The 19,712-nt window shown below is 36.9% G+C and carries 20 protein-coding genes and 1 pseudogene; 5 read left to right on the top strand and 16 right to left on the bottom strand.

Translation table 11 applies throughout. The features are described from left to right. Window position 1 precedes the first annotated feature (1 nt). Complete coding sequence (locus QJ048_RS16755; protein ID WP_282335554.1) at window positions 2-1,129, top strand: TlpA disulfide reductase family protein; 1,128 nt, start codon at window positions 2-4, stop codon at window positions 1,127-1,129. A 337-nt stretch (window positions 1,130-1,466) separates the two neighbouring features. Beyond that, window positions 1,467-2,729 (top strand): thioredoxin family protein, encoded by a 1,263-nt coding sequence (locus tag QJ048_RS16750; RefSeq protein ID WP_282335553.1) that lies wholly within the window; start codon window positions 1,467-1,469, stop codon window positions 2,727-2,729. Between the two features lie 258 nt (window positions 2,730-2,987). On the opposite strand, the gene QJ048_RS16745 is transcribed toward QJ048_RS16750, so the two are convergent. The 4 genes from QJ048_RS16745 to QJ048_RS16730 form a co-directional block, all read right to left on the bottom strand. Next, window positions 2,988-4,040, bottom strand: a complete 1,053-nt coding sequence (locus QJ048_RS16745) for a fatty acid desaturase family protein (protein WP_282335552.1) — start codon at window positions 4,038-4,040, stop codon at window positions 2,988-2,990. Between the two features lie 725 nt (window positions 4,041-4,765). Then, a complete protein-coding gene (locus QJ048_RS16740; protein ID WP_282335551.1) occupies window positions 4,766-5,791 on the bottom strand; it encodes an ABC transporter permease in 1,026 nt (341 codons plus the stop codon). Then, window positions 5,733-6,752, bottom strand: coding sequence for an ABC transporter ATP-binding protein (locus QJ048_RS16735; protein WP_282335550.1), 1,020 nt, complete (start codon window positions 6,750-6,752; stop codon window positions 5,733-5,735). Before QJ048_RS16735 ends, QJ048_RS16740 begins: the two co-directional genes overlap by 59 nt. A gap of 100 nt (window positions 6,753-6,852) precedes the next feature. Beyond that, window positions 6,853-7,563: a COG1470 family protein gene (locus QJ048_RS16730; RefSeq protein WP_282335549.1), complete on the bottom strand. Its 711-nt coding sequence runs from the start codon at window positions 7,561-7,563 to the stop codon at window positions 6,853-6,855. A 572-nt stretch (window positions 7,564-8,135) separates the two neighbouring features. Here QJ048_RS16730 and QJ048_RS16725 point away from each other — a divergent pair. After that, on the top strand, window positions 8,136-8,588 hold the full coding sequence (locus QJ048_RS16725; RefSeq protein ID WP_282335548.1) for an Hsp20/alpha crystallin family protein: 453 nt from the start codon (window positions 8,136-8,138) through the stop codon (window positions 8,586-8,588). Between the two features lie 87 nt (window positions 8,589-8,675). Continuing rightward, window positions 8,676-8,975 carry a hypothetical protein gene (locus tag QJ048_RS16720; RefSeq protein ID WP_282335547.1) on the top strand — a complete coding sequence of 100 codons (300 nt, stop codon included), beginning with the start codon at window positions 8,676-8,678 and terminating at the stop codon, window positions 8,973-8,975. 144 nt (window positions 8,976-9,119) lie between these two features. Here QJ048_RS16720 and QJ048_RS16715 read toward each other — a convergent pair whose 3' ends face one another. The 12 genes and pseudogenes from QJ048_RS16715 to QJ048_RS16660 form a co-directional block, all read right to left on the bottom strand. After that, window positions 9,120-9,368: a hypothetical protein gene (locus QJ048_RS16715; RefSeq protein ID WP_282335546.1), complete on the bottom strand. Its 249-nt coding sequence runs from the start codon at window positions 9,366-9,368 to the stop codon at window positions 9,120-9,122. Window positions 9,369-9,718: 350 nt separating this feature from the next. Continuing rightward, a complete protein-coding gene (locus tag QJ048_RS16710; protein ID WP_282335545.1) occupies window positions 9,719-10,105 on the bottom strand; it encodes a site-specific integrase in 387 nt (128 codons plus the stop codon). Then, the gene (locus QJ048_RS16705; RefSeq protein ID WP_282335544.1) at window positions 10,089-10,298 is read right to left on the bottom strand and encodes a hypothetical protein; all 210 of its coding nucleotides are present in this window, start codon (window positions 10,296-10,298) and stop codon (window positions 10,089-10,091) included. Before QJ048_RS16705 ends, QJ048_RS16710 begins: the two co-directional genes overlap by 17 nt. A 357-nt stretch (window positions 10,299-10,655) precedes the next feature. Then, a complete protein-coding gene (locus QJ048_RS16700; protein WP_282335543.1) occupies window positions 10,656-11,015 on the bottom strand; it encodes an Arm DNA-binding domain-containing protein in 360 nt (119 codons plus the stop codon). Window positions 11,016-11,580: 565 nt separating this feature from the next. Next, on the bottom strand, window positions 11,581-11,802 hold the full coding sequence (locus tag QJ048_RS16695; protein ID WP_282336704.1) for an integrase core domain-containing protein: 222 nt from the start codon (window positions 11,800-11,802) through the stop codon (window positions 11,581-11,583). Then, window positions 11,788-12,048 (bottom strand): annotated as a pseudogene (locus QJ048_RS16690) (transposase); the annotation flags it as partial. The pseudogene QJ048_RS16690 and the gene QJ048_RS16695, both read right to left, overlap by 15 nt. Before the next feature lie 462 nt (window positions 12,049-12,510). After that, window positions 12,511-13,305, bottom strand: a complete 795-nt coding sequence (locus QJ048_RS16685; protein ID WP_282335542.1) for a hypothetical protein — start codon at window positions 13,303-13,305, stop codon at window positions 12,511-12,513. Window positions 13,306-13,464: 159 nt separating this feature from the next. Continuing rightward, entirely contained in the window at window positions 13,465-14,229 is a 765-nt protein-coding gene (locus QJ048_RS16680) for a hypothetical protein (RefSeq protein ID WP_282335541.1), read from the bottom strand. Window positions 14,230-14,464: 235 nt separating this feature from the next. Then, the gene (locus tag QJ048_RS16675; RefSeq protein ID WP_282335540.1) at window positions 14,465-15,256 is read right to left on the bottom strand and encodes a WG repeat-containing protein; all 792 of its coding nucleotides are present in this window, start codon (window positions 15,254-15,256) and stop codon (window positions 14,465-14,467) included. 185 nt (window positions 15,257-15,441) lie between these two features. Further along, on the bottom strand, window positions 15,442-16,191 hold the full coding sequence (locus QJ048_RS16670) for a hypothetical protein (RefSeq protein ID WP_282335539.1): 750 nt from the start codon (window positions 16,189-16,191) through the stop codon (window positions 15,442-15,444). A gap of 372 nt (window positions 16,192-16,563) precedes the next feature. Continuing rightward, window positions 16,564-16,905, bottom strand: a complete 342-nt coding sequence (locus tag QJ048_RS16665; protein ID WP_282335538.1) for a hypothetical protein — start codon at window positions 16,903-16,905, stop codon at window positions 16,564-16,566. A gap of 145 nt (window positions 16,906-17,050) precedes the next feature. Next, window positions 17,051-17,887 (bottom strand): WG repeat-containing protein, encoded by an 837-nt coding sequence (locus QJ048_RS16660; protein ID WP_282335536.1) that lies wholly within the window; start codon window positions 17,885-17,887, stop codon window positions 17,051-17,053. Window positions 17,888-18,763: 876 nt separating this feature from the next. Here QJ048_RS16660 and QJ048_RS16655 point away from each other — a divergent pair. Next, a partial coding sequence (locus tag QJ048_RS16655; RefSeq protein WP_282335535.1) for a hypothetical protein occupies window positions 18,764-19,712 on the top strand: 949 nt, incomplete at its 3' end.

The raw sequence follows: 19,712 nt of genomic DNA, 5'->3' as shown, positions 1-19,712 counted from the left end.
AATGAAATTAAGCGTAATCGGTCTTGCAGTTTTATTGCCTTGCACATTGCTGGCACAAAAAGCAGAATTTACTATCAGCGGAAGAGTAGGAGATATTGACGCACCTGCAAAGGCGTATCTGTCCTATCGCCAGGGTAGTCAGGCCATCTTCGATTCCTCTGCCATTATAAAAGGCAAATTTGCATTCAAAGGAAGTATTGAAGAGCCTATACAGGGAACAATAAATTTTAGTTACCTCGGTGATGGAATCAAGGGAAAGAATGTACAGCGGAAAACCATGTACCTGGAATCCGGCAATATTAAAATAAACGGAAAAGATTCTCTTGCGACAGCCAAAATATCCGGGAACATTAATGACGACTATGAAAATCTGATACAGGCGTTAAAACCTTCGACAGACAAGATGGATGCATTCATGGCCGACTATCGTGCATTGCCACAAGAGAAACAAAAAGACAAAGCAGTTCGTGCTGAATTAGATAAAAAATACAATGCAATTGACGAAGAGCAAAAGAATGCATATACAACGTTTATCAAAGCTCATCCACGCAGTGTGGTAAGTCTTGATGCCCTGAAAAAATTCGGAGGCTCTATTCCTGACTATGCTGTAGTGGCTCCATTGTTTAAATCTTTTTCAGAAAATGTACAAAACAGCAAAGCTGGTAAAGATTATGCTGTAATGCTTGACAAGATGGAAAAAACAGCCGTTGGGGCGGTGGCGCCTGAGTTTACGCTGAACGATACGTTGGGAAATCCTGTAAAACTATCCAGCTACCGCGGAAAGTATGTACTGGTTGATTTTTGGGCATCGTGGTGCGGTCCGTGCCGCGCTGAAAACCCCAATGTGGTAAAGTCGTACGCGAAATTTCATGACAAGGGATTTGACATTTTAGGCATTTCTCTTGATACCGAAAAAGAGAAGCAAAATTGGTTGAACGCAATCAAAAAAGATGGACTAACCTGGCAACAAGTGTCAGATCTCAAAGGATGGAACAATGAAGTAGCGCAACTCTATTCTGTCAGAGCCATTCCGCAAAATGTACTGCTGGATCCCAATGGTAAGATCATCGCGAAGAACCTGAGAGCAGAAGCATTGGAAGAGAAACTTACCGAACTATTTCCGCTTTAATAAGAAAAGAATAAAAGCAATCTGAGTATTAAGAAAGTGTTGGTTTAAATATTTTCTTAAGTCATCAGGTAGTTATCATTTGTAAGTTGGACACACAATACGAATCATAAATCGATGTCGTTTCGTTAAGATGTCTGAAGAATTGGAAGAATGTTGCTTGTCATCCCGGGGCACAAGGGATCTGGGTTTAACGCTTGTGAACACTCTTCGAAGATATGCACTCAGATCCCTCCTTCGTCGGGATGACAAGCAGTTTTTCTTTTCGGGCTATGGAACATCATGCAAATGAAAGCATCCTTAACTAAACGGCATTGAATCATAAATAAACTGTATTAAAATGAACATAAAAAAAATCAGGAAATCCATAGGCATCATTCTCGTAGCGATGGGTTCTTCGTTCGTTACGAATGCGCAGGGTATTGAATTTGAGCACGACCTCGATTCTGCTCTTGCAAAGGCCAAAGCCGAAAACAAAATTGTATTTGTGGACTTCTATACATCTTGGTGCGCTCCCTGCAAAACACTTGCACAAGAAGTTTTTCCTGTTGAAAAGGTTGGAACTTTTTTCAACAAACAATTTATTAATTGCAAAGTGCAATGCGATGATAAAGGAAAAGGAGTGAAGCTGGGGGAGAAATACCAGATCAATGCATATCCTACTCTTATGTTCATGGATAAGAATGGAGAATTGATTCATTCAGCAGCTGGAGGTACTTCTCCGGAAGGCTTGATAGAGCTGGCGAAAATTGCACTGAGCCCTGACAAAAATTTATTATCGCTGATAAAGGAATGGAACAGCGGTAACAGAGAAGATGAATTTGTTCGCAAGTATTTCAGATCACTCAAATCTGCTTATCGTACAGAAAAGGCGAACGCAGACTTCGAGACTTATTTTAATAATTTAAAGAAAGAGGAGAAGGCAAGAAAGAATATATTCGATTTGGCAAACTTTATCAAAGTAACACCTTTCACTCCTGTGTTTAATTATATTGAAGACAATAAGAAAGACTACTACACAACTGTTGGCCAGTCTGAAATAGACAAGTACATTGCTGATTCCTATCTCTGGTATTTGAAAGGCATGATAAGGAAAGAGACGAGAAAAGAATACGAAGTTGCGAAGGTGAAATTTAAAGCCAAAAAGTATCCTTATTATGAAGAGTATGCTATGTTCTTCAGTGCCTTTGAAGTGCAGGACAGCACCGGCGATTATAACGTGAAGGAATACATGAAACGTGGCACCGCGTTCCTTGACAAATATGGAAAAAATGATGATAGCTATACGCTTGCACTGACTGCCTTATTGGGTAATTGTACAGGAAGACGAGATGCTGGTATCGACGGCATAAAATGGATGGAAGATCTTTTGGCAAGGAACCGCAACCCCGAGTATCTTGATACATACTTCTATATTCTTTGGAGAAATTTCCATTTTGAGAAAGCACTGGAAGTGGGCGATGAGATCAGGAACAATCTGGTTCGCGAGAACAAGTCAACGAAGAGGATCGATTCGCAGATTACCATGATAACTGATTATAGAGATAAGCTGGCTAAAAAAGAAGCTGATAATAAGGCCAAAGAAATCAGCACTTCCAATTGATGAACCGGTTGCTGTAGATGAATATGGGGGAAGGGGTAAAGTCTTTTATAGTAACAGGATTTATCGCAGAAAAAATTAGCAGTTCGCTTTTTTCTCTCATGTGCAATATAAGAGGGAGGCTATAATGGCCTCCTCTTTTTTTTCAAATAAAAAGAAAATTGTGATATGGTAGGAACCTATATCATTCAATTAAGACAAACCTTTTCTATCAGTATTAAAAATAAAAAATACGATCTCGTTTTTTGGGTAAATGATTGCTTAAAGATGATGTATACACCTTTTTGTTCTTTCCCGAAGCAGGTCAATTGCCTGTTGCTGTGAGTCAAACGTACCGTCGATATTTACCAGGTTGTCAGCCAGCTTGTGGTAGCGTTTGGTCATAAGATAAATGAATATCTGCAAATAATCTATACCATCAAATACAATAGATTTCTTCTTCGCAAATTCATCTTTACGTTTCCAGAACTCACCAGGCATTTCGGTGTAGTGGAGGCCGGGTCGAAGATGGTGAATAATGTGATACCCGTCGTTCCAGCATACATGATTATATTTTGTGTTTATGCAATTGATAGAGTTCGTATAAATATCATCCGGCTTTGAACTGTCAATAAACGAATGTTGCGTCCAATTACCCAACATCATAACAAGTCGTGCAAACAAAAGCGGCGTTACAAAAATAACCAGTGTTGCTTTCAGGTTTGCAAAGCACATGCAAATACAGAATAAAATGAACAGCCATTCTCCCCAGGTATATCTTGTGTATAATGTTTTTCTTTTGTGACGATGCAGGTATGCAAATGTTTCTTTAAATCCCAGAAGGATAAAATGAAAAAAATATCTTAGAAAGCTTTTGAAGCTATCTCGTTGATAAAACATGGTGCTGCTGGAGTCCTCTTCTGTATTGTTTTCTACGTGGTGCATTCCCAGGTGATGGCTGAAATATCCTTCTGGTGCATGACCAAAAAGTGGACATATGATCCATGTAACATAAAAAAGAAACTTGGTTTGATAAGGTGATTTAAAGGTTTTGCGATGGCATAAACAATGGAACATTAATCCGAACCTGCCTTTGAAATAGAATTGAGACAAATAGAAATAGCCCGTTGCAACAAACAGCCATAGCCAGCCATGCAATATGTTAGTGAACAGGAGAACGGCAATTGGCACCACTGTAAGATGTATAATCGTTAGCAAGTGAATAAAAGGAAGGTCTCGTCTGTCTATCATGGATTTGAGCCACAATCTGTCGTAACTGTTTGCATGGTAGGTAACATCATAGACAGGATCGGTAAGATGGCGTAATAGTTTCATACTGAAGTGTATCTAATTTGAATAATACATGCCTGTAAAAGCGACAATATGAGCCTCATCGCAACAGGCGTGTCAGTACATAACCGGTAAAGAGTTTGATAAAGTGACAGTAGAACTACAACAATAGTAAAGAGGAGGAGAAATTCTTACCGTATGAAGCGTGTAATAAATTAAGGCTGATCAAGACTGGATGATGAAGAACTTACATTCACCAAATAAAGGTAGGTCATTTCGGCCAGTTTGTATCGGAATTGTTGCAAAATTGGATACGCAGATCAGTTCGTTATTGACGAGGTTGGCGGATAAAACCAAATCGAAAAAATCCTATTTAGATTATTGGGTAATTATTTCCACTAATTATAGCGTTGTCGGTGAAATTTCCGTTGTATAAATGGTTTCGGGACTAAAATGGACATGTCGTTTGTGTGTCCTTCTGTAATAAAAATGTTGAGCAATATCGCAGGTTTTGCTTTGCCGTATTTTAAAAAGATTATTGGAGGTTATTTTGAACGCATAAATACGATGCACAAACTTTTCCGGGGGCAATTACTCACGTAAAATTTTTTCAATCTAAAAAAAGAAATCCTGACTTATTATTTTTATCTATTGCCTAAATATTTTTCTTATTTAAACACAAAGCTCGAAATGCATGCAGCATTTTAGCGAAAAAAAATACCTTACAAGCGAATCCTTCGCGAGTAAGGTATTGCACATATATATGACCGTTAGCTTCTTATTTCCCTGCGCATAAAGAGATAATAGGAAAGTGAAAAACAAGCTACTGTTGCAGCTAAAAGACCGCTTACCTGTGGCCATACAATCAGCAGGCTTTCTTTAAACGGTAACGGTGATGGTATAGCACCTGCCATCTGCTCCATAGTAATAGGCCCCAGGCTACGAACGGACGGCATTAGCAATGTAGTGGTGGCATCGGTATAAAGCTGGCTGGGGGCAATACGTAGGATATTGAGAATAATTTCATTATAAGAAATGATCTCATCCTGGGAAAGAAGATTGGCATCGGGTAAGAAGGCTCGTACAACAAGATTAACCACTACCTGGTAGAATACGGTAAAGAATATCCATATACCAATTGCTGTCAGGGCAGAGGTTGCTGCTTGCCTGAACCTAACCGACAATAATATGGAAAGGCTTAGCCAAAAACCGACATAGACGACGGTCATTGCAATAAAGGCGAGTATGCGCAACATCTCTTGCGGTTCGAGTCGTACCCCTGTCAATATAAGTCCACCACCTACCATCAATAATGTGAGTGTAATAAACAGCGTACTTACAACCGTTAAGCCACCTGTGAATTTTGCCAGCAACAGGTTATCACGGTAAACCGGCTGCGCCATTATTCTTGTAAGCGTTCCGCTGTTTTGCTCGGCATTGATTGCATCAAATCCCAGCGCGATACCAAGCAGTGGTCCCAAAAAATTCAGGAACACATGAAATGGTGGAACAGCGTTATCCGTTGTGGTCAATAATTTCAGGTATAAAAAAAGATGATCAGGATCGTTTGTGTTATTGACTACTGATTTGATATTGCTTAACGATACATACATAGAAGCAACGAACGTAAGGACGATCAGTACAATGAGTACAATGAAGCGCCAACTGCGGATATGATCAGCAATCTCTTTATTTGCAATTACCTGGAATGGAGTTCCTGTTTTCGTTTGCAACAGCTTACCCGTTTTTGTATTTTTTAAAGAAAGGCCTTTGAAAAAAGCTAACTGACTTTTCATTGGTAATGTTTTCAGTTGAATTGTTCTCAAAATATTTTTGATAAATGTCGTCCAGTCCGTATTCTTTTTTGTGTACACTCATAATGTCATAGCCTTCCTGAACGAGGAAGCGGACGATGGCTGGTGTGATGTCACAATCACAGGATATTTCCAGTGTTTTCTCTTCAATAGAGACCTGGGTGATATTGCCTAATGTTTGCAATGCGGCGCGGTGTTGCCAGGGCTCAGCAACTGGCTGGGCGAGGGTAACGGATATGGCATATCCTTCCTTGCCAAACAGATTGCCTGAGAGTGTACCAATATTTCCCTGCACCAGTAATTTGCCGGCAACAAAAATGCCTACACGGTCACACACTTGTTGTACATGGTGCAAATGATGAGATGACAGAAGCACCGTCAGACCCTGTTGTTTGCTCAATTGTTTTATGAGCATCAAAAAATCTTTAACACCGGTGGGATCAATGCCCAGTGTTGGTTCATCTAAAATGATAATATCCGGTTGCTTAATCAGCACATCAGCAAGACCAAGTCGTTGCTTCATTCCCCTGGAATACGCTGATGTTTTTTTATGCATGTCATTTTTGAGTCCCACCTGCTCCATTGTTTCAATGGCACGTTGTAGTATTTCATGTTCGGGCAGGCCGTTCAACCTGGCAATGTAAATAAGATTTTCAAGAGCTGTCATGTTATCGTAAAAGCCCACGCTGTCTGGCATATAGCCTACTTTTCTTTTGACAGCAATAGGGTTGGTGGTCGCATTATAACCGCATACCTGCACAGTGCCTGTCGTAGGATCCGTGAGTCCCAGCATCATGAGTATAGTAGTTGTCTTACCCGCACCGTTAGGCCCAAGCAATCCGAATATTTCACCTTTGTCAATTGCAAGGTCGAGATGATCAACAGCTTTAAAAGTTCCATAGCATTTGGTCAGTCCCTTCAATTGTATGATAGGATCGTTCATCGTTAATTGTGTTTTGATCTTGTGGTATGGAAAAGTATAAGAGAGGTCCGTATACTACAGACCCCAGCCTATTAGCAATTATGTGGCACATCTGCCGATATTATCTTCTACCATATTTGCGAATAAGATAGTATACCAGACCGATTGCCAGCAATATCACCAGTATACCGATCCAGCCTGAAAGCAGTGAGGTTTTCACCACGATTCTGAATGCGGCTTGTGCATTACTGTTTGCATTCCGTATTGTAAATGTGGATGCGTAGTCGCCGGCAATGGTTTTATCCGGCACATTTAATTTAGCAATGATGTCTACTGTTTTTCCTGGGTCCAGTTGCTGGATCTTTGCAGGCTCGAAACTGCATTCCCATTTGGAAGGAAGTTGAGAAGATAGTTCAATATCGTTGAGCGGAAGCGTTCCTGCATTCTTTGCTACCAGGTGAATCTCCTTCTGGCTGCCGGAGGTAACCTCATCACTCAATCTTCCCGTAGGCGTCGTCAGATCCAGGCCATAGGATCCTTTGACTACTGCTTCGAGAGTAAGCGATAAGGTGTCAATGCCTGACACAGCTTTCACACGAACCTTATACTTATCCGGTTTTGCAGTAGCGGCTGCATTGACCTCGATAGAAATGTCCTGCGTTTTGTTGCCATCGAGATTAAGTGAAGTAATACGATTTCCATCCACTTTGTAAGCAATCATCCAGCCATCCGGCATATCCGTGGTCAGCTCATAAATAACCGGTTTACCGGAACCATTGTGCAACGACGCGTTGTAGCGAAACGTTTCATTCGTTGGGGCTTCAATGTTCATTAGTCTGACTGTGAAACTCGATTTGCCATCCGGAGGATTCTGTGGCTGTTGTGCTTTGGGGTCCTGTGCGGACGTGAAAAAAAACACTGAAAATAAAAGGCAAAACTGAAATGGGCGCGGACTGCGCAAACGGGTAAATAAGGATCCTGTTAACATAATCTAATACTAAAATTGGTTAAATGATAGTTTCAAAAGATGTTTATAAATACGTTTATGAATCGATTTTTTAATGAAGCGCTAAAATAAAAAAGTGAAATAAAATTTTGTACACGTTAAAAAAAAATTAACAAATTATGACGACAGATGATCTGGGAAAACCTGCAATTTTGGTTCCATCCCTATAAAGGTGTTGTTGGTTATTTTGAGTTATGATCATAGATTGGTATAAAAAATAACGCAACAGCATTTTTGACAGTGACAGGAAATCTGCAGCATTCAAAATTATTTGATCTTCAATAAAAACCCCTACTAGTTCCAGTCCTTAGTGGCAAAACTGAAAATTTTTCCTGTCAAAAAATCATTTTTGACAGCTGGCATTTTGATTGTAGATCGCTTTTAAAAAAGGAGGAATTATGAACAGCATTATTAAAAAAGAAAATGGTCAGGTGCCAGCCTTTGGAAGTGTTGTAGATCAAATCTTCCAAAACAATCTCAGTCGTTTTTTTGATGACACATTCTGGACCAATGGTGGTTCTCGCATTCAGGTGCCCGCCAATATTCGTGAAACGGCAACCAGCTATGAACTGCACGTCGTCGCGCCTGGACTTAAAAAAGAAGATTTCAAACTGAATCTTAACAAGGATCTGCTGACTATTTCCTATGACCACACAGACACAGCAGAACAGCAAGAGCAGGAATGGATTCGCCGCGAGTATAAGCAGCAAACCTTTTCCAGGAGTTTTAGTCTGAATGAAGCGGTGGATAGTGCAAAGATCACTGCAAGTTACAAGGATGGTGTATTGCAGGTAGTCCTGCCTAAAAAAGAAAATAGTAAAAACGTGTCACAGGTTATCCAGGTACAGTGACCTTTAAGAATGATGAATAATGTAAAGGGCGGAAGAGTGTCTTCCGTCCCTTTGCAATTACTAATTACGATCAGCAATTTCAAGGTTATGAGAACAGGATTTTATATTATTATAAATATTAAAACCTGCGAGGGCATCGAGCCTTTTGGTACTTTAGAGATAGGGAAGGATCGGGTCTTTGCCCGTCGCTTGTTTGGCTTGCTTAAAGGACGCCCTGTGAATTCGGATGAGGGCGTCATTCATCTGGATCTGATGGAAACAAAAGATGGACTGCCGATGAACCTGGAAGTACTTTATTGCACACTTGCAGAACTTGGAGAAAACATGCAGATCATCACCAAAGAGGTTTTTAAATGCCAAGCCTTGCAAAATGGACGATACCAGTAAGAATGATAGATGCCGCTGTTTATGTTAAAGAACTTGACCGTAGCGCATAGGCGCCCATGTCACAGCGCTTCCGCTTCTGTGCTTTAACATACATCTGTATGCAAAAAATGGATACATTTTCCGTTTTACTGCAGTAATAACGGTTTAATCTAATAAATTATTTATAGGAATAGCTTGCAGATAAGGCCCTAGGTGATCCGGCGATGGAAATACCCTGAATTCGTCAATGATTTTGCTTTCCTTGCTGCAATAGGTTTCTACGTAAAACTGCGGTAATTGAAACAGAAAAACCATATGGTGCAGATCATCCCATTTTGCAATAGGTACTCCCTCTTTTAATACCGCAAATCGCTTTTGTTCCGCTGACAATTCAATAAATGCTGATAGTTTCATACATACCATTTTATACAGTTAAATTACCAAGAGTAACAAATAACATTAACTGGCAAAGGCGCCTGATACAACTAACAAAAACAATTAATAAAATGCTGGACTGATCAATAAACGCTGATAGAATGACGCCGGATAGACGGCTGAAGTGAGCACAAATGTATAGGATTTTATAGAATAGCAAATTATTTTTTGGCGTGCAAGTTTTAGGGGTACTATGATAATTCGCATGTTGCACTAAAGGTAATATCCTGGTAGTGTTTGGAGATGAAACTGAAAATTTGCTGTTGTTACTATTAATTTCATAAATTTAGTTCCCTAAAACTGCTTTTTTGCTAGGCGGCATTTTGCCCTTAAGTTCGTTTATTCTTCGTTAACGGTAAAGGGCATTTCCTTTTTAATAATTCCGGTTGTTTTTTTGTTTTCTTTTTCATATTTACAAGGCGTTTCTTTTTCATTAATGGCCGGGCAAGAAAATATTTGTTCGTGTAAAAGTTGTGCGATAAATTCAACTTGAGTGCTGGATGTAATAAAGGAACCGCTTCTTTATTGCTGCTCTTTTGCCTGTTGGTGTTGATCCATAACTTTTCATCAAAACCTTTCACGATGTCTTTTGCCGAAAGATTAAACAACTCCAGGTAGGAGAGACCTGTATAGCAACCAAACAAAAAAACATCACGCACTTCATTTAGCATGTCTTTATCAAAGACTAGCTCTTTCATGTTATGTATCTGCTCCATAGTGGGCCCTGATGGGATGGATTTTTATAGCCACATCTGAAGAGTGAAAACATGTTGTTGGCAATCCATCCATTTGCAACCGCACGATCAAAATTTCTTTTAAACTTTGGGCGTATTTTGAAGCGGTATTATTACCTACACCAAAATGCGTCAATTGATATTTATGCAAATCAGCAATGAAGTTGTACTGCATTTATTCTAATAGTAGGTCGTGCTTTTTATACTGGTAAAAAACAAACGACAGGTATCGCTTTTTTCTTCCAATCATTTTTTCAAGACTGTTAGGAGAGCGTTTACCTGCGATGCATAGTTGTAAGAAATTGAGCAGGTATTCATTGATGGCAAGAAGGAAAGTCTTTTTATGTTTTTTGTTATCGAAGATTTTGTTAGCAAAAAAGGTAAGCGATTCAAGAGATACTCGAAGTTGTTTAAATGTCTGTTGTAATTGTTTTTATTTTTTCTTCACTTGGTACGGCGTCAAAAGCATAAGCTTTTAGCCAATCGTCATTGTAGGTTAAATACTTTGTAATTAATGCATCTAGTTGCTCACTTAGTGAGAGATTATCCTCTTTGTCCTTTTCAATAGCTTGGGCATTAATGGGCGTTTTGTAACTCTGTTTAACCTGTGCAGGGCGACCACTTCAAGTTGCGCCTGGAGGATGTTAAAATGTTGCTCAAGGTCGGATTGGATCTTAATGAGCCGTTTGGTAAGATTCCCTGCATTTGGAAAAGAGGAACGGATTTCCTTGCGCTTAGCATCCCCGGCCTGTTCTGGTAAGCTAATACCTGTTGCGATTTCGTCTCGGAGGCCGTCGATGCGGATGCGGACATAAACAGGCGCAATGCCTTTGTCGGATTTCCTGGTTTTTTTCAAGTAGATGAGAAAAGAGAGCTTTTGTAACACTTGCATGTTCAAATCATTTTAAATTTTTAAAATGCTCTTCTAAATCGTAAAACGCGCTGAAGTGCAGGTGTGATCGCAGGTGTCCATAACTTTATGGACACCTAACTGTACACCTAAAAGGCCACCTTTTGAATTAAAATGGTTTGAAATGATTTGATATCGAAATCCGCGGAAAGCCTTGCTGGGCGGGCTTATATGCAAAAAAATAGCGCAATGTGAATTGCGCTATCGTGAACCGAATTGAACTTTTCTCGAACCATTTTATGAAGGATTTGAGAACTTTGGCAGAAATATGTTAGTAAAAACACTACATACCTAGAGTATAAATGAACTTGAATTCTATAAATAGGAATGGTCTCAGTGTACATAATTGATATGGACAGGAGAGGAAAATGAATGGTGTCTTTTCTGTAGTTCTTTTAATACAGTGCTCCTTGAAATTGTTCTTGCCCAATGCTATTGTAGTTATAATAAAAGCAGTGCCATTTGTAAGCTCCCCTTATTTTCGGACCATTTATAATTAGAGTTTTCTAATTATCATTTTGATTTCTAGTAATTCTAGGGAAACGGATTAAAGGTATTCAGCGGGAGGTACAAACCCTAACGATTGATGGGGTCTTGAACAGTTGTAATCCTCTTGCCATTCCCGGGCCATATCGCGAACTTCTGCCAGGCTAAAAAACAAATAGGCGTCCAGCAATTCTTTTCTGATCGATCCATTGTTCTTTCTACCAATGCATTTTGAACAGGTTTGCCGGGTTGTCGACAGGCCGCCGTATTTTTTTTCCAGCACATGTCTGATCGCGTCATTTTCCAATGTGAGATTGGCCACGATTCTTTTTAACCGTGAGTTCTCATCTTCCAGGTCTTTTATCTTTTTAACATCACTGACGGCCATACCACCATACTTGGCTTTCCAGTTGTAAAACGTTGCGTCACTTATGCCATGTTCACGACAAAGTTCTTTTACTGACTTTCCGACTTCCTGCCGGTTAAGAATGGAGACAATTTGTGCCTCTGTAAAGCGTGTCTTTTTCATATCTGCACCATTTAAGTTAGAGCTTTTTCTCTACTTTTAAATGGTCGAATTTGGGGGAACCTTACACAATAATCTTTGGTTGATTATTATTGCAAGAGAATAATAATAGTAGAAACAAAAGAGTGCCTGCTTTTGTCATAAAATATATTTATTATTTTTAATAGTGATTTTTTTCATAGTGTTTAAAGGATAAAATAAATATTGTTTGGGATTTAAATATGTTTAGTTGGACTGAAAAAAATGTGACTTGTTTTTTTTCATAGAATGTGGTAGCGGAATTATTTTTTATCCCACATATCTTTTTAACTAACGCGAACTTCAGGTATATCCTGGTTTCATTTGATGAGAATGAGCAATACGCCCATATTGGTGGCACTTCTGAAATTATTTTTTAAATCAAGTACTATATTTATATGAATGCTTCGGAAAATACACGAAGCAGTATGAAAAAGGTAAAGGCAATTATTCAATTATCATAGGCGAAACGAGTTTCGTTTTTTTTAATAGCTTGCCTTTGTTTGAATATTTATAAATGAACCCATCTTTAGGATTATAAATTTCATAATGACCATTGGAGCTAATTGTCTTTTCCCTACTGTCTTTATAGTATATTTTTGTACGTTCCGGGTTTCCTTTTTCATCAAACTCTTCTGTCTTTTGTGTTATTCCTTCTTGAAGATTTTTGTAGGTTTCTCTTTGGAAAACTATATTTGATTCACCACTGTACCATTCCCGGATACCTTTAACTTCATCATCCACAATCCATCCAGATGGGTTCAAACCCTTAGAGTAAATTGATTCTCCATTCCGGTATCTTCTTTCGCACAACAATTTTTCTTGTTCATCGTATTCTTTTTTATAAAAAGTATCTCCTTCTAAATATTCATATTGTACAACAACTCCTTCTTTTTTTCTTTCATATTTCACTAATGTGTCATTTCTGTAATTGAGTTGAAGATCAGACAACGGCGGCAAACCTTTTATCGCAACCAGCGCTCCATCAATTTGTCCGGAATCGTTTACGTAAAAAGATACAATAAGGCCTCCTCTTTCACTATCGAAAATATAGTTCCCTTTTTTAAGCAATGTGCCGTCTTTATACCTAAGGTTTTGCGGTTTTAGTTTTTCCATATCCCATTCCATATTCCAATAATCTTTGAGATCACTGTTTTTCAGTGCAATTTGCCCAAAGGTATTAGTTGTGGTTAAGAGAAAAAGGGTAAGAACAAGGATTAAATGTGAAGCGTTTTTTTTCATTTCTTTCTTTTTACGGTATCAATTGTTTCGTTTATGTTTCATTTCGTTTGGTGCAAAAATCGTTTTAGTAAATGCTTTTATACTGGATAGCACGGATAGCAATTCCGCGTTACCCAAACGTTGACATGTCCGCACCATCCGGGATATACATGGTTCTTTTTATTTCCACCACTTTATTTTCTCATTTTTTCGTCCCAGCTCAACATCAATTTCAGTATCGCCAGATAGAGACAGTATATAGTAGTTCCATCCTTTGTCAAAATATTTTGAGTTTGGTGAAAATTCTCCTGCTCCAATATCTAAATCGCCACTCTCGGGAATTCTATAGTCACCCCAATTGCATTTTTTAACGGTGTTTGTTTTGTAGCTGCGCCAGGTTCCTTTGAATTCATTATTGCTAAAACCGTCTGTATAAAATAGTAGCGCATCATATTTAAAATTCTTTTCAGAGTCGATTACAAATCCTACTGTCATTGTGCCTTTTATAAATCCTGTTGAGGTCATTTTTATGTCTTCAAATAAATTAACCTCACAAGTAGCAATACCTTGCTCGTGGTCATTCTTTTTTGCAATAATCGCTTTTTCAACTACTAATGTGCCTTGAAATGGTCTAACGATTTCTTTTACTTTTGTCTTTCCATATACAAAATATTCATAGTGATTGTTAGGGTTTTGAATTACAGAAATAAAATGAATGTAAAATCTTTGACAATCATCACCAATAAAGCCAAAAGGTTCGGCTTTTGCTAATTTTACCTTTGCGTTTTCAACCTCTTCTACCGTGATGCTGTCTGCGGTAATGACCCGCGAAACATCATAATTTTTAATTTCATCATAAAAATTTTGGCTTTCTATTTTCTGCGCATATACCTGCTCAAAAAATAGAATTGTCAATATGAGTATTAATGTTTTTTTAATATGCATTTTTATAAAATTATAGTTGAAGTTTAGTGCTTTGCGATGGGCTAGTCAGCTGATGTTTATTTTTCTTGTAATATTCATATCCGATTTTGTCGATTGCTTTTCTTTATTCAAAATCGGGGCGAGCGTATTTTCTGATTCGCAACAATAAAACCCGGTTGATGTCATTTTTATTTAGCCCAATTCAAATACTTGTGTGACGACTTTTAATTGGCAATTTCCAACGAATGAAAAACAGTTATTTTTTTTCAACTTTTCCATTTGCATAGACAATGTATTCTTCTCCATCATTTCTTTGCAAAGTCATTTTACCATCTCTGAAAATATTTGTATGAGAAAATTCCGGTTGTATTACTATTTCATTTTTATAATTAATAAAACCCCATTTTGCCGGTTCCTTCATGAACATTATCAATTTTTCTCCAACCAGATCTAAAGATTGATACTGAAGTGGAATTACAATTTCCCCTTTTACATTTATAAAACCTTGCTTCTCATTTTTACAGACCTTTATCATCGTACTGTCTATTGCCCTGCTATCGTTGTCGTTTAATTCCATGCAATCATAATATTGAGGCGCTACTACCTCAATACCATTTTCAGAAACCAAACCATAATATTTGTCACTCCTGTCTCTTACTTCGCAAAGTCCATTTACAAAACCAACCATAATAGTACCGTATTTGGGTTTAACAACAATTTGTCCTTTCTTATTAATCAAACCCATTCCTAATGAATTTCCATCTTTATCCATTTCAGAAATGGAAGCATAGAGTTCCCCGTTAAATTCGAAAGTGCCGATTGGAGTATTATCGAAATCAATGTTAGCGGTATATTTGGGGTCATGTGTTACCCAGGCATCAGTCTCTTTATTATAACTCCCCGTAAGTTGTTCAAAATTTATTTTTTCAGTTTTTGAATGACTGCTGTCTGAAACTTTTTCAGACGGTTCTTTTTTAGTTTTTGAATGATTGTCGATACAACTGCTTATCATTAATATAGTAGTTGCTAATAAAAAATACTGCTTCATTATTTTATATTTCTTGTTAATTATTGTTGAGCTTTTTAGTTTAGACAAGGAAATCAAAAGTTGAGGTTTATTATTAATGTTTAATCGAAGAGCTAAACTTGAATTTTGCATTGTCATCAAATACCGCACAAATAGATTGGCTTAGTTGAGTTTCATTTCGTTCGAGCGCCCGTGCTTTCAGACTTTCAAAAGTCTCTGTTTACAAATCGGCTGATTACTTGGTTATTCTTTATTGTCCATACTACATTATATGCGCCCGCAGCATCCCCATTCGACATTACTAAAAACATAACATTTTCATCACTTAAAGCAACATACATATTTTCAGCGTTCGGGCTGAACAGGTTATTTAGAGTTTCTGATGGAAAGTTGTAGCTTTTGTCTTTGTAAATAATAGTAACCGACTTTAATGCTGTCAGGCTTTCGGGTATGATACCATCCATTCCCATCGGCTCAACATTATCTATGCTTACTACAAAACCATCTTTCTTTGTGATTTTATGATTATCAGGAATGAACTTTTCATAGACGACTAATAATTTGAGTGTATCATTTTTAAACTCGACACAATCTTGCGAAAGCATTTTTTTTCTTAATTGTGGCAGCTTACTTAAATATTGAATTCTACTCTTGTGAATATAGCCTTCTTTGTCTGACGTTGTATTGCTAAGCGCGGTTATGGCTTTTGATGTCCTTGCATAAGTGATCAAGTGCCAATCTGAAGTAGAGCCTTCATTTATCGGAGTAAGATTCAGGTCTTCAAATACCTGGTTAGCAGTCAAGCTATCAATTACTTTTGAAGAGCCTGTTTCTTTTGCCCTGACGTTAGTAAATCCATCGTGATCCTTAATTATTGCGAAAGGCGCTATCCATTGTGCGTTTGCAATCTTGCAAATGAACATCACCATCAGAGGAGTTAATAACAGTCTTTTCATATTTTAATATTTTTTTATTAAGCAATTGCCGGGCTCACTCATTTGTGCTTGCTGATATCTTGTTTCATTCTTCCTTTTGATTGTTGTTTTTTATCTCCGGAATCGCATATCTGATCTATATACAGAACCTTTTGTATATAGATCGGTGTATAATAATAGGGTAATAAATTCGCCCATTGACCTTGCTTTCGAAAGAATCCTTTTGTGTGGTACGTTCTATCTAAACCGTCCGGGATTATGAAATTTATATTTCTACTCTTTTTTAATGTGTTTAACTTTTATTTTTAACTTTATCCTGCCACACTAAAGGATTCGTGCTGGATCTGGGGATTATTATTTTATCCCACATGTAGTTGGGTATGTTCACTAAACTCATATCCAGTCGAGCACAAATTCTAAAACATAATGAATCAATGTAACTATTATGTTTAAAAAAAGGATTGTGATAATTCTTAGAATATTTTGATTCAGTTTAGTTTCTACTTTTATTTTAATATAAAATAGGTCGATTAACACAAACAGAATAAAGGAAATCAATCCAATAAGTCCACCTATCCGAATTATAATAAATTCATGTAATCCATTAAATATGGCCCAAAAACCTGTCAAGGCAGCAGGTGGTTTTTCAAGTTCTATTCTCATGCATCCCATTCCGGCGGAAATACTTAAAAGAAGCCATATCAAATATTTAATTGTTGTTTTTATAACGTTCATTCGAAATAATTTTGACTAAATCATTACGGATAGTTTCGTGCGGCAGTATGCAGATAAAGTCCAGTTTTTATAAAAGTTTGATACGCGAGTGACGAACTACATTAATCCTGGCGACATTTATCACATGCTAAAATTCCCACCTTTTTTACTTTATAAGTTTTCCTTCTATTGTGAAATTGTAGTTCTTGCCGTTCTTTTTTGTATATATTTCCTGCTCATTTTTGCGAACGCCTTGCAATGTCATAACTTCAAAGCTATTGGGAAGAATTATCTTAAAATCGTAAGTGACTAAACTGAATTTTTCATTTTTCTTTAAACAAATTGATTTCTCTGTTATGAATTCCAGGTCATGTTCTCCGAGGGGGATTATGAATTTGTTATTTTTGTCTATGACACCTTTTTTACCGTCTTTCGAAACAATTAAATAGAAATTATTGGTTGATATTTCGGTGTAACTAAATATTTCATCATAAATAAATGGAATAATGATGATGTTGTCTTTCGTTATTACTCCGGTTCTATTGTTTTTCCTGGCAATAATTACTTCCTGATTTTTTATGTCAAGTTCCTGATACTCTAAAGGAATTACGATTTCATTTTTGTCATTTACAACACCATAAAAATTATTTTTTTCAACCTCTATTAATCCGCTTTGTATTCCTATAGAGGTATAATTGTCTGAAAAATTTATTACAAACTGTCCTTTAGAATTAAGCAACGCGAATTTTTCTGTGTTTGGAATATGCTCTTCGTTTCTTGTGCCATTATCATAATATTCGTGTTCGCCCTTTGATACTAAATAATAACCATCAACATTGTAAGATGCAGAGCAAAATTGAGGCTTAACCACATTTGTTCTGTCTTCCAGGTAATAGCCGATATAACCCGATTTTCTGTCAGCGAGAGGAAATAATTCAGGATCTGTTTGAGCGTTAACTGATGATTGGACAAAAAGAGCCAATAATATAAATAAGAGTTTCATTTACTTGCTTTGTGTTAGAATACCAACATTTACTGCATTTTCCATTTAATCTGATACTTTAAAAAAAGCTTAAAGTTTTTGAGGAAAAACATAAATAGTAATGCTGTTTTCAAATTAGGAAACCTATTTTGCCAATTAGATTTTAATAAATTGGCACGTATTTGAGGTAAGATTACCACTCTGTAATTACGGCGGGAGAACAAAAGTATCGCTATTATTATAAATGTCCTTTTCAAAAAAGACATTAAAGGCGATAAAGGATTATCACCAATGGAAATGAAATCTGTCTTTTAAAGAATTATCTAAAAGATGCCTGGCTTTGAAGCATTGTTTATAACGGATTGAAACATATTTGGAGCGGTAATGCTGTCCTTCAGGATTAATCTGACTTAGTAAACTTAAAAAAATGCATCTATTTGTTTAATCCAGAGTTTATGCGATAAGCAACTGGATATTCAAAAGATATTATTGAAAAACGCTTTCAGAGGCTACAATTCTTTAAGCTACAGTGACTATTTAAGTTGCATGCGCAATTTGGGAAAAGTCATAGTTGACTTAAAATATAACAACTATATGCAAAAACATGGTACTGATAGCCATTTATTTATGGAATTATGTTATATCCAAAGTGTTTAAAGATACAATTGTCCTCTATAAAAAAAGTCCTATTAAACTTGATAAAAAGCCTTTTATTAAACCCCTTTAAAACACACTTAAATATATTTGATGCGATCTCGCACTTGTATGTAAAATAATCCAAGCATTCTTACATTCTGCACAAATTTGATTACGTAGAATCAATCACGTTAGGAGAAAAAAATACTCAGAGAAACGCTAAAGAGAATCATCATATTATTTAATAGCAAACACATTTAAATGAAACAATTACCAGCCATTATTATAATCCTGGCATTATCTTTTTCAGGCTTTTCACAAAATTCAAAAACTCAACTGCATAAAAAAATAGTAAAAAAAAATCCACAGGAAAGTGTGATGGAGACTCCTGTTGATACTACTGCTTATCAAATAATAGCAGAAGAGAGCAAAGTTGTAGATACGTTGCATATACAAGCAGGCAAACCGTGCTTAATTCTAGTTAACGTTTACCAATATCCAACTGTAGGTTATAATGATCATGTTGAAGAAAGGGAATTAATTCGAAATTTTGGACAAGATGCGTTGCGAATAATATACATAGACCAACATAATTATGTCATTTTTGAAAACGGAGAAACTTTAGATATAAGCAATTTTGAAAACTCTTACCAGGCATTTGCCTATTGGGGAGGAGACTTGGAAGATAATGTGCAAGTAAAAGAAGGAACTCATTATGCAACTGAATTTGTAGCAGAACAGATGAATGTAGACAAGGAATCATCTTATGTTGCCAATACAAGAAAATACAAAAAAGAGGTCGCCTCGTTGGAAAGCGCTAATAACGTTACCGAAAAATCAAAAAAAACAATGAATGCTTTTCTAAGCAAATTTTCAATTCCGCTTCCTGACGATAAAGGGGAAGATGCGCCCTTATATGAGCAAAAATTTACAAAGTTGAAAAGTGTGGAAACTTATTTTCAGGTGCCAAATGGAAAAAAAAAATTCTTAAAAAAGATTGAGTTCAATAAAGATCAACAACCTATCTTGGTAAAAAACTATAATAGAAAGGGAAATGAAAATGGAAGAACCAGTTTAGTTTATGAAAACGGAATGCTTATAAAAATTATTCACGGGGAAACATCTACAACAACTATCAAATACGATGACAATCAAATGATTCTTTTTTCAAATGCCGGGGATGGCAATGAAACGACAGTAGCATGGATTG

The sequence above is a fragment of the Pinibacter soli genome (assembly GCF_029961145.1).
GTDB classification, from domain to species: domain Bacteria; phylum Bacteroidota; class Bacteroidia; order Chitinophagales; family Chitinophagaceae; genus Pinibacter; species Pinibacter soli.
The sequence above is the reverse complement of the archived record's forward strand: the minus strand, read 5'-3'. Positions and strand labels throughout refer to the sequence as shown.

Coding starts and splice junctions, on each gene's coding strand:
- QJ048_RS16735 (WP_282335550.1), bottom strand. CDS start 6,752: ATGAACGATCCTATCATACAATTGAAGGGACTGACCAAATGCTATGGA.
- QJ048_RS16705 (WP_282335544.1), bottom strand. CDS start 10,298: ATGCAGTACAACTTCATTGCTGATTTGCATAAATATCAATTGACGCAT.
- QJ048_RS16750 (WP_282335553.1), top strand. CDS start 1,467: ATGAACATAAAAAAAATCAGGAAATCCATAGGCATCATTCTCGTAGCG.
- QJ048_RS16700 (WP_282335543.1), bottom strand. CDS start 11,015: ATGCAAGTGTTACAAAAGCTCTCTTTTCTCATCTACTTGAAAAAAACC.
- QJ048_RS16665 (WP_282335538.1), bottom strand. CDS start 16,905: ATGAACGTTATAAAAACAACAATTAAATATTTGATATGGCTTCTTTTA.
- QJ048_RS16730 (WP_282335549.1), bottom strand. CDS start 7,563: ATGAACATTGAAGCCCCAACGAATGAAACGTTTCGCTACAACGCGTCG.
- QJ048_RS16720 (WP_282335547.1), top strand. CDS start 8,676: ATGAGAACAGGATTTTATATTATTATAAATATTAAAACCTGCGAGGGC.
- QJ048_RS16755 (WP_282335554.1), top strand. CDS start 2: ATGAAATTAAGCGTAATCGGTCTTGCAGTTTTATTGCCTTGCACATTG.
- QJ048_RS16680 (WP_282335541.1), bottom strand. CDS start 14,229: ATGCATATTAAAAAAACATTAATACTCATATTGACAATTCTATTTTTT.
- QJ048_RS16675 (WP_282335540.1), bottom strand. CDS start 15,256: ATGAAGCAGTATTTTTTATTAGCAACTACTATATTAATGATAAGCAGT.
- QJ048_RS16670 (WP_282335539.1), bottom strand. CDS start 16,191: ATGAAAAGACTGTTATTAACTCCTCTGATGGTGATGTTCATTTGCAAG.
- QJ048_RS16740 (WP_282335551.1), bottom strand. CDS start 5,791: ATGAAAAGTCAGTTAGCTTTTTTCAAAGGCCTTTCTTTAAAAAATACA.
- QJ048_RS16745 (WP_282335552.1), bottom strand. CDS start 4,040: ATGAAACTATTACGCCATCTTACCGATCCTGTCTATGATGTTACCTAC.
- QJ048_RS16725 (WP_282335548.1), top strand. CDS start 8,136: ATGAACAGCATTATTAAAAAAGAAAATGGTCAGGTGCCAGCCTTTGGA.
- QJ048_RS16715 (WP_282335546.1), bottom strand. CDS start 9,368: ATGAAACTATCAGCATTTATTGAATTGTCAGCGGAACAAAAGCGATTT.
- QJ048_RS16660 (WP_282335536.1), bottom strand. CDS start 17,887: ATGAAACTCTTATTTATATTATTGGCTCTTTTTGTCCAATCATCAGTT.
- QJ048_RS16710 (WP_282335545.1), bottom strand. CDS start 10,105: ATGGAGCAGATACATAACATGAAAGAGCTAGTCTTTGATAAAGACATG.
- QJ048_RS16685 (WP_282335542.1), bottom strand. CDS start 13,305: ATGAAAAAAAACGCTTCACATTTAATCCTTGTTCTTACCCTTTTTCTC.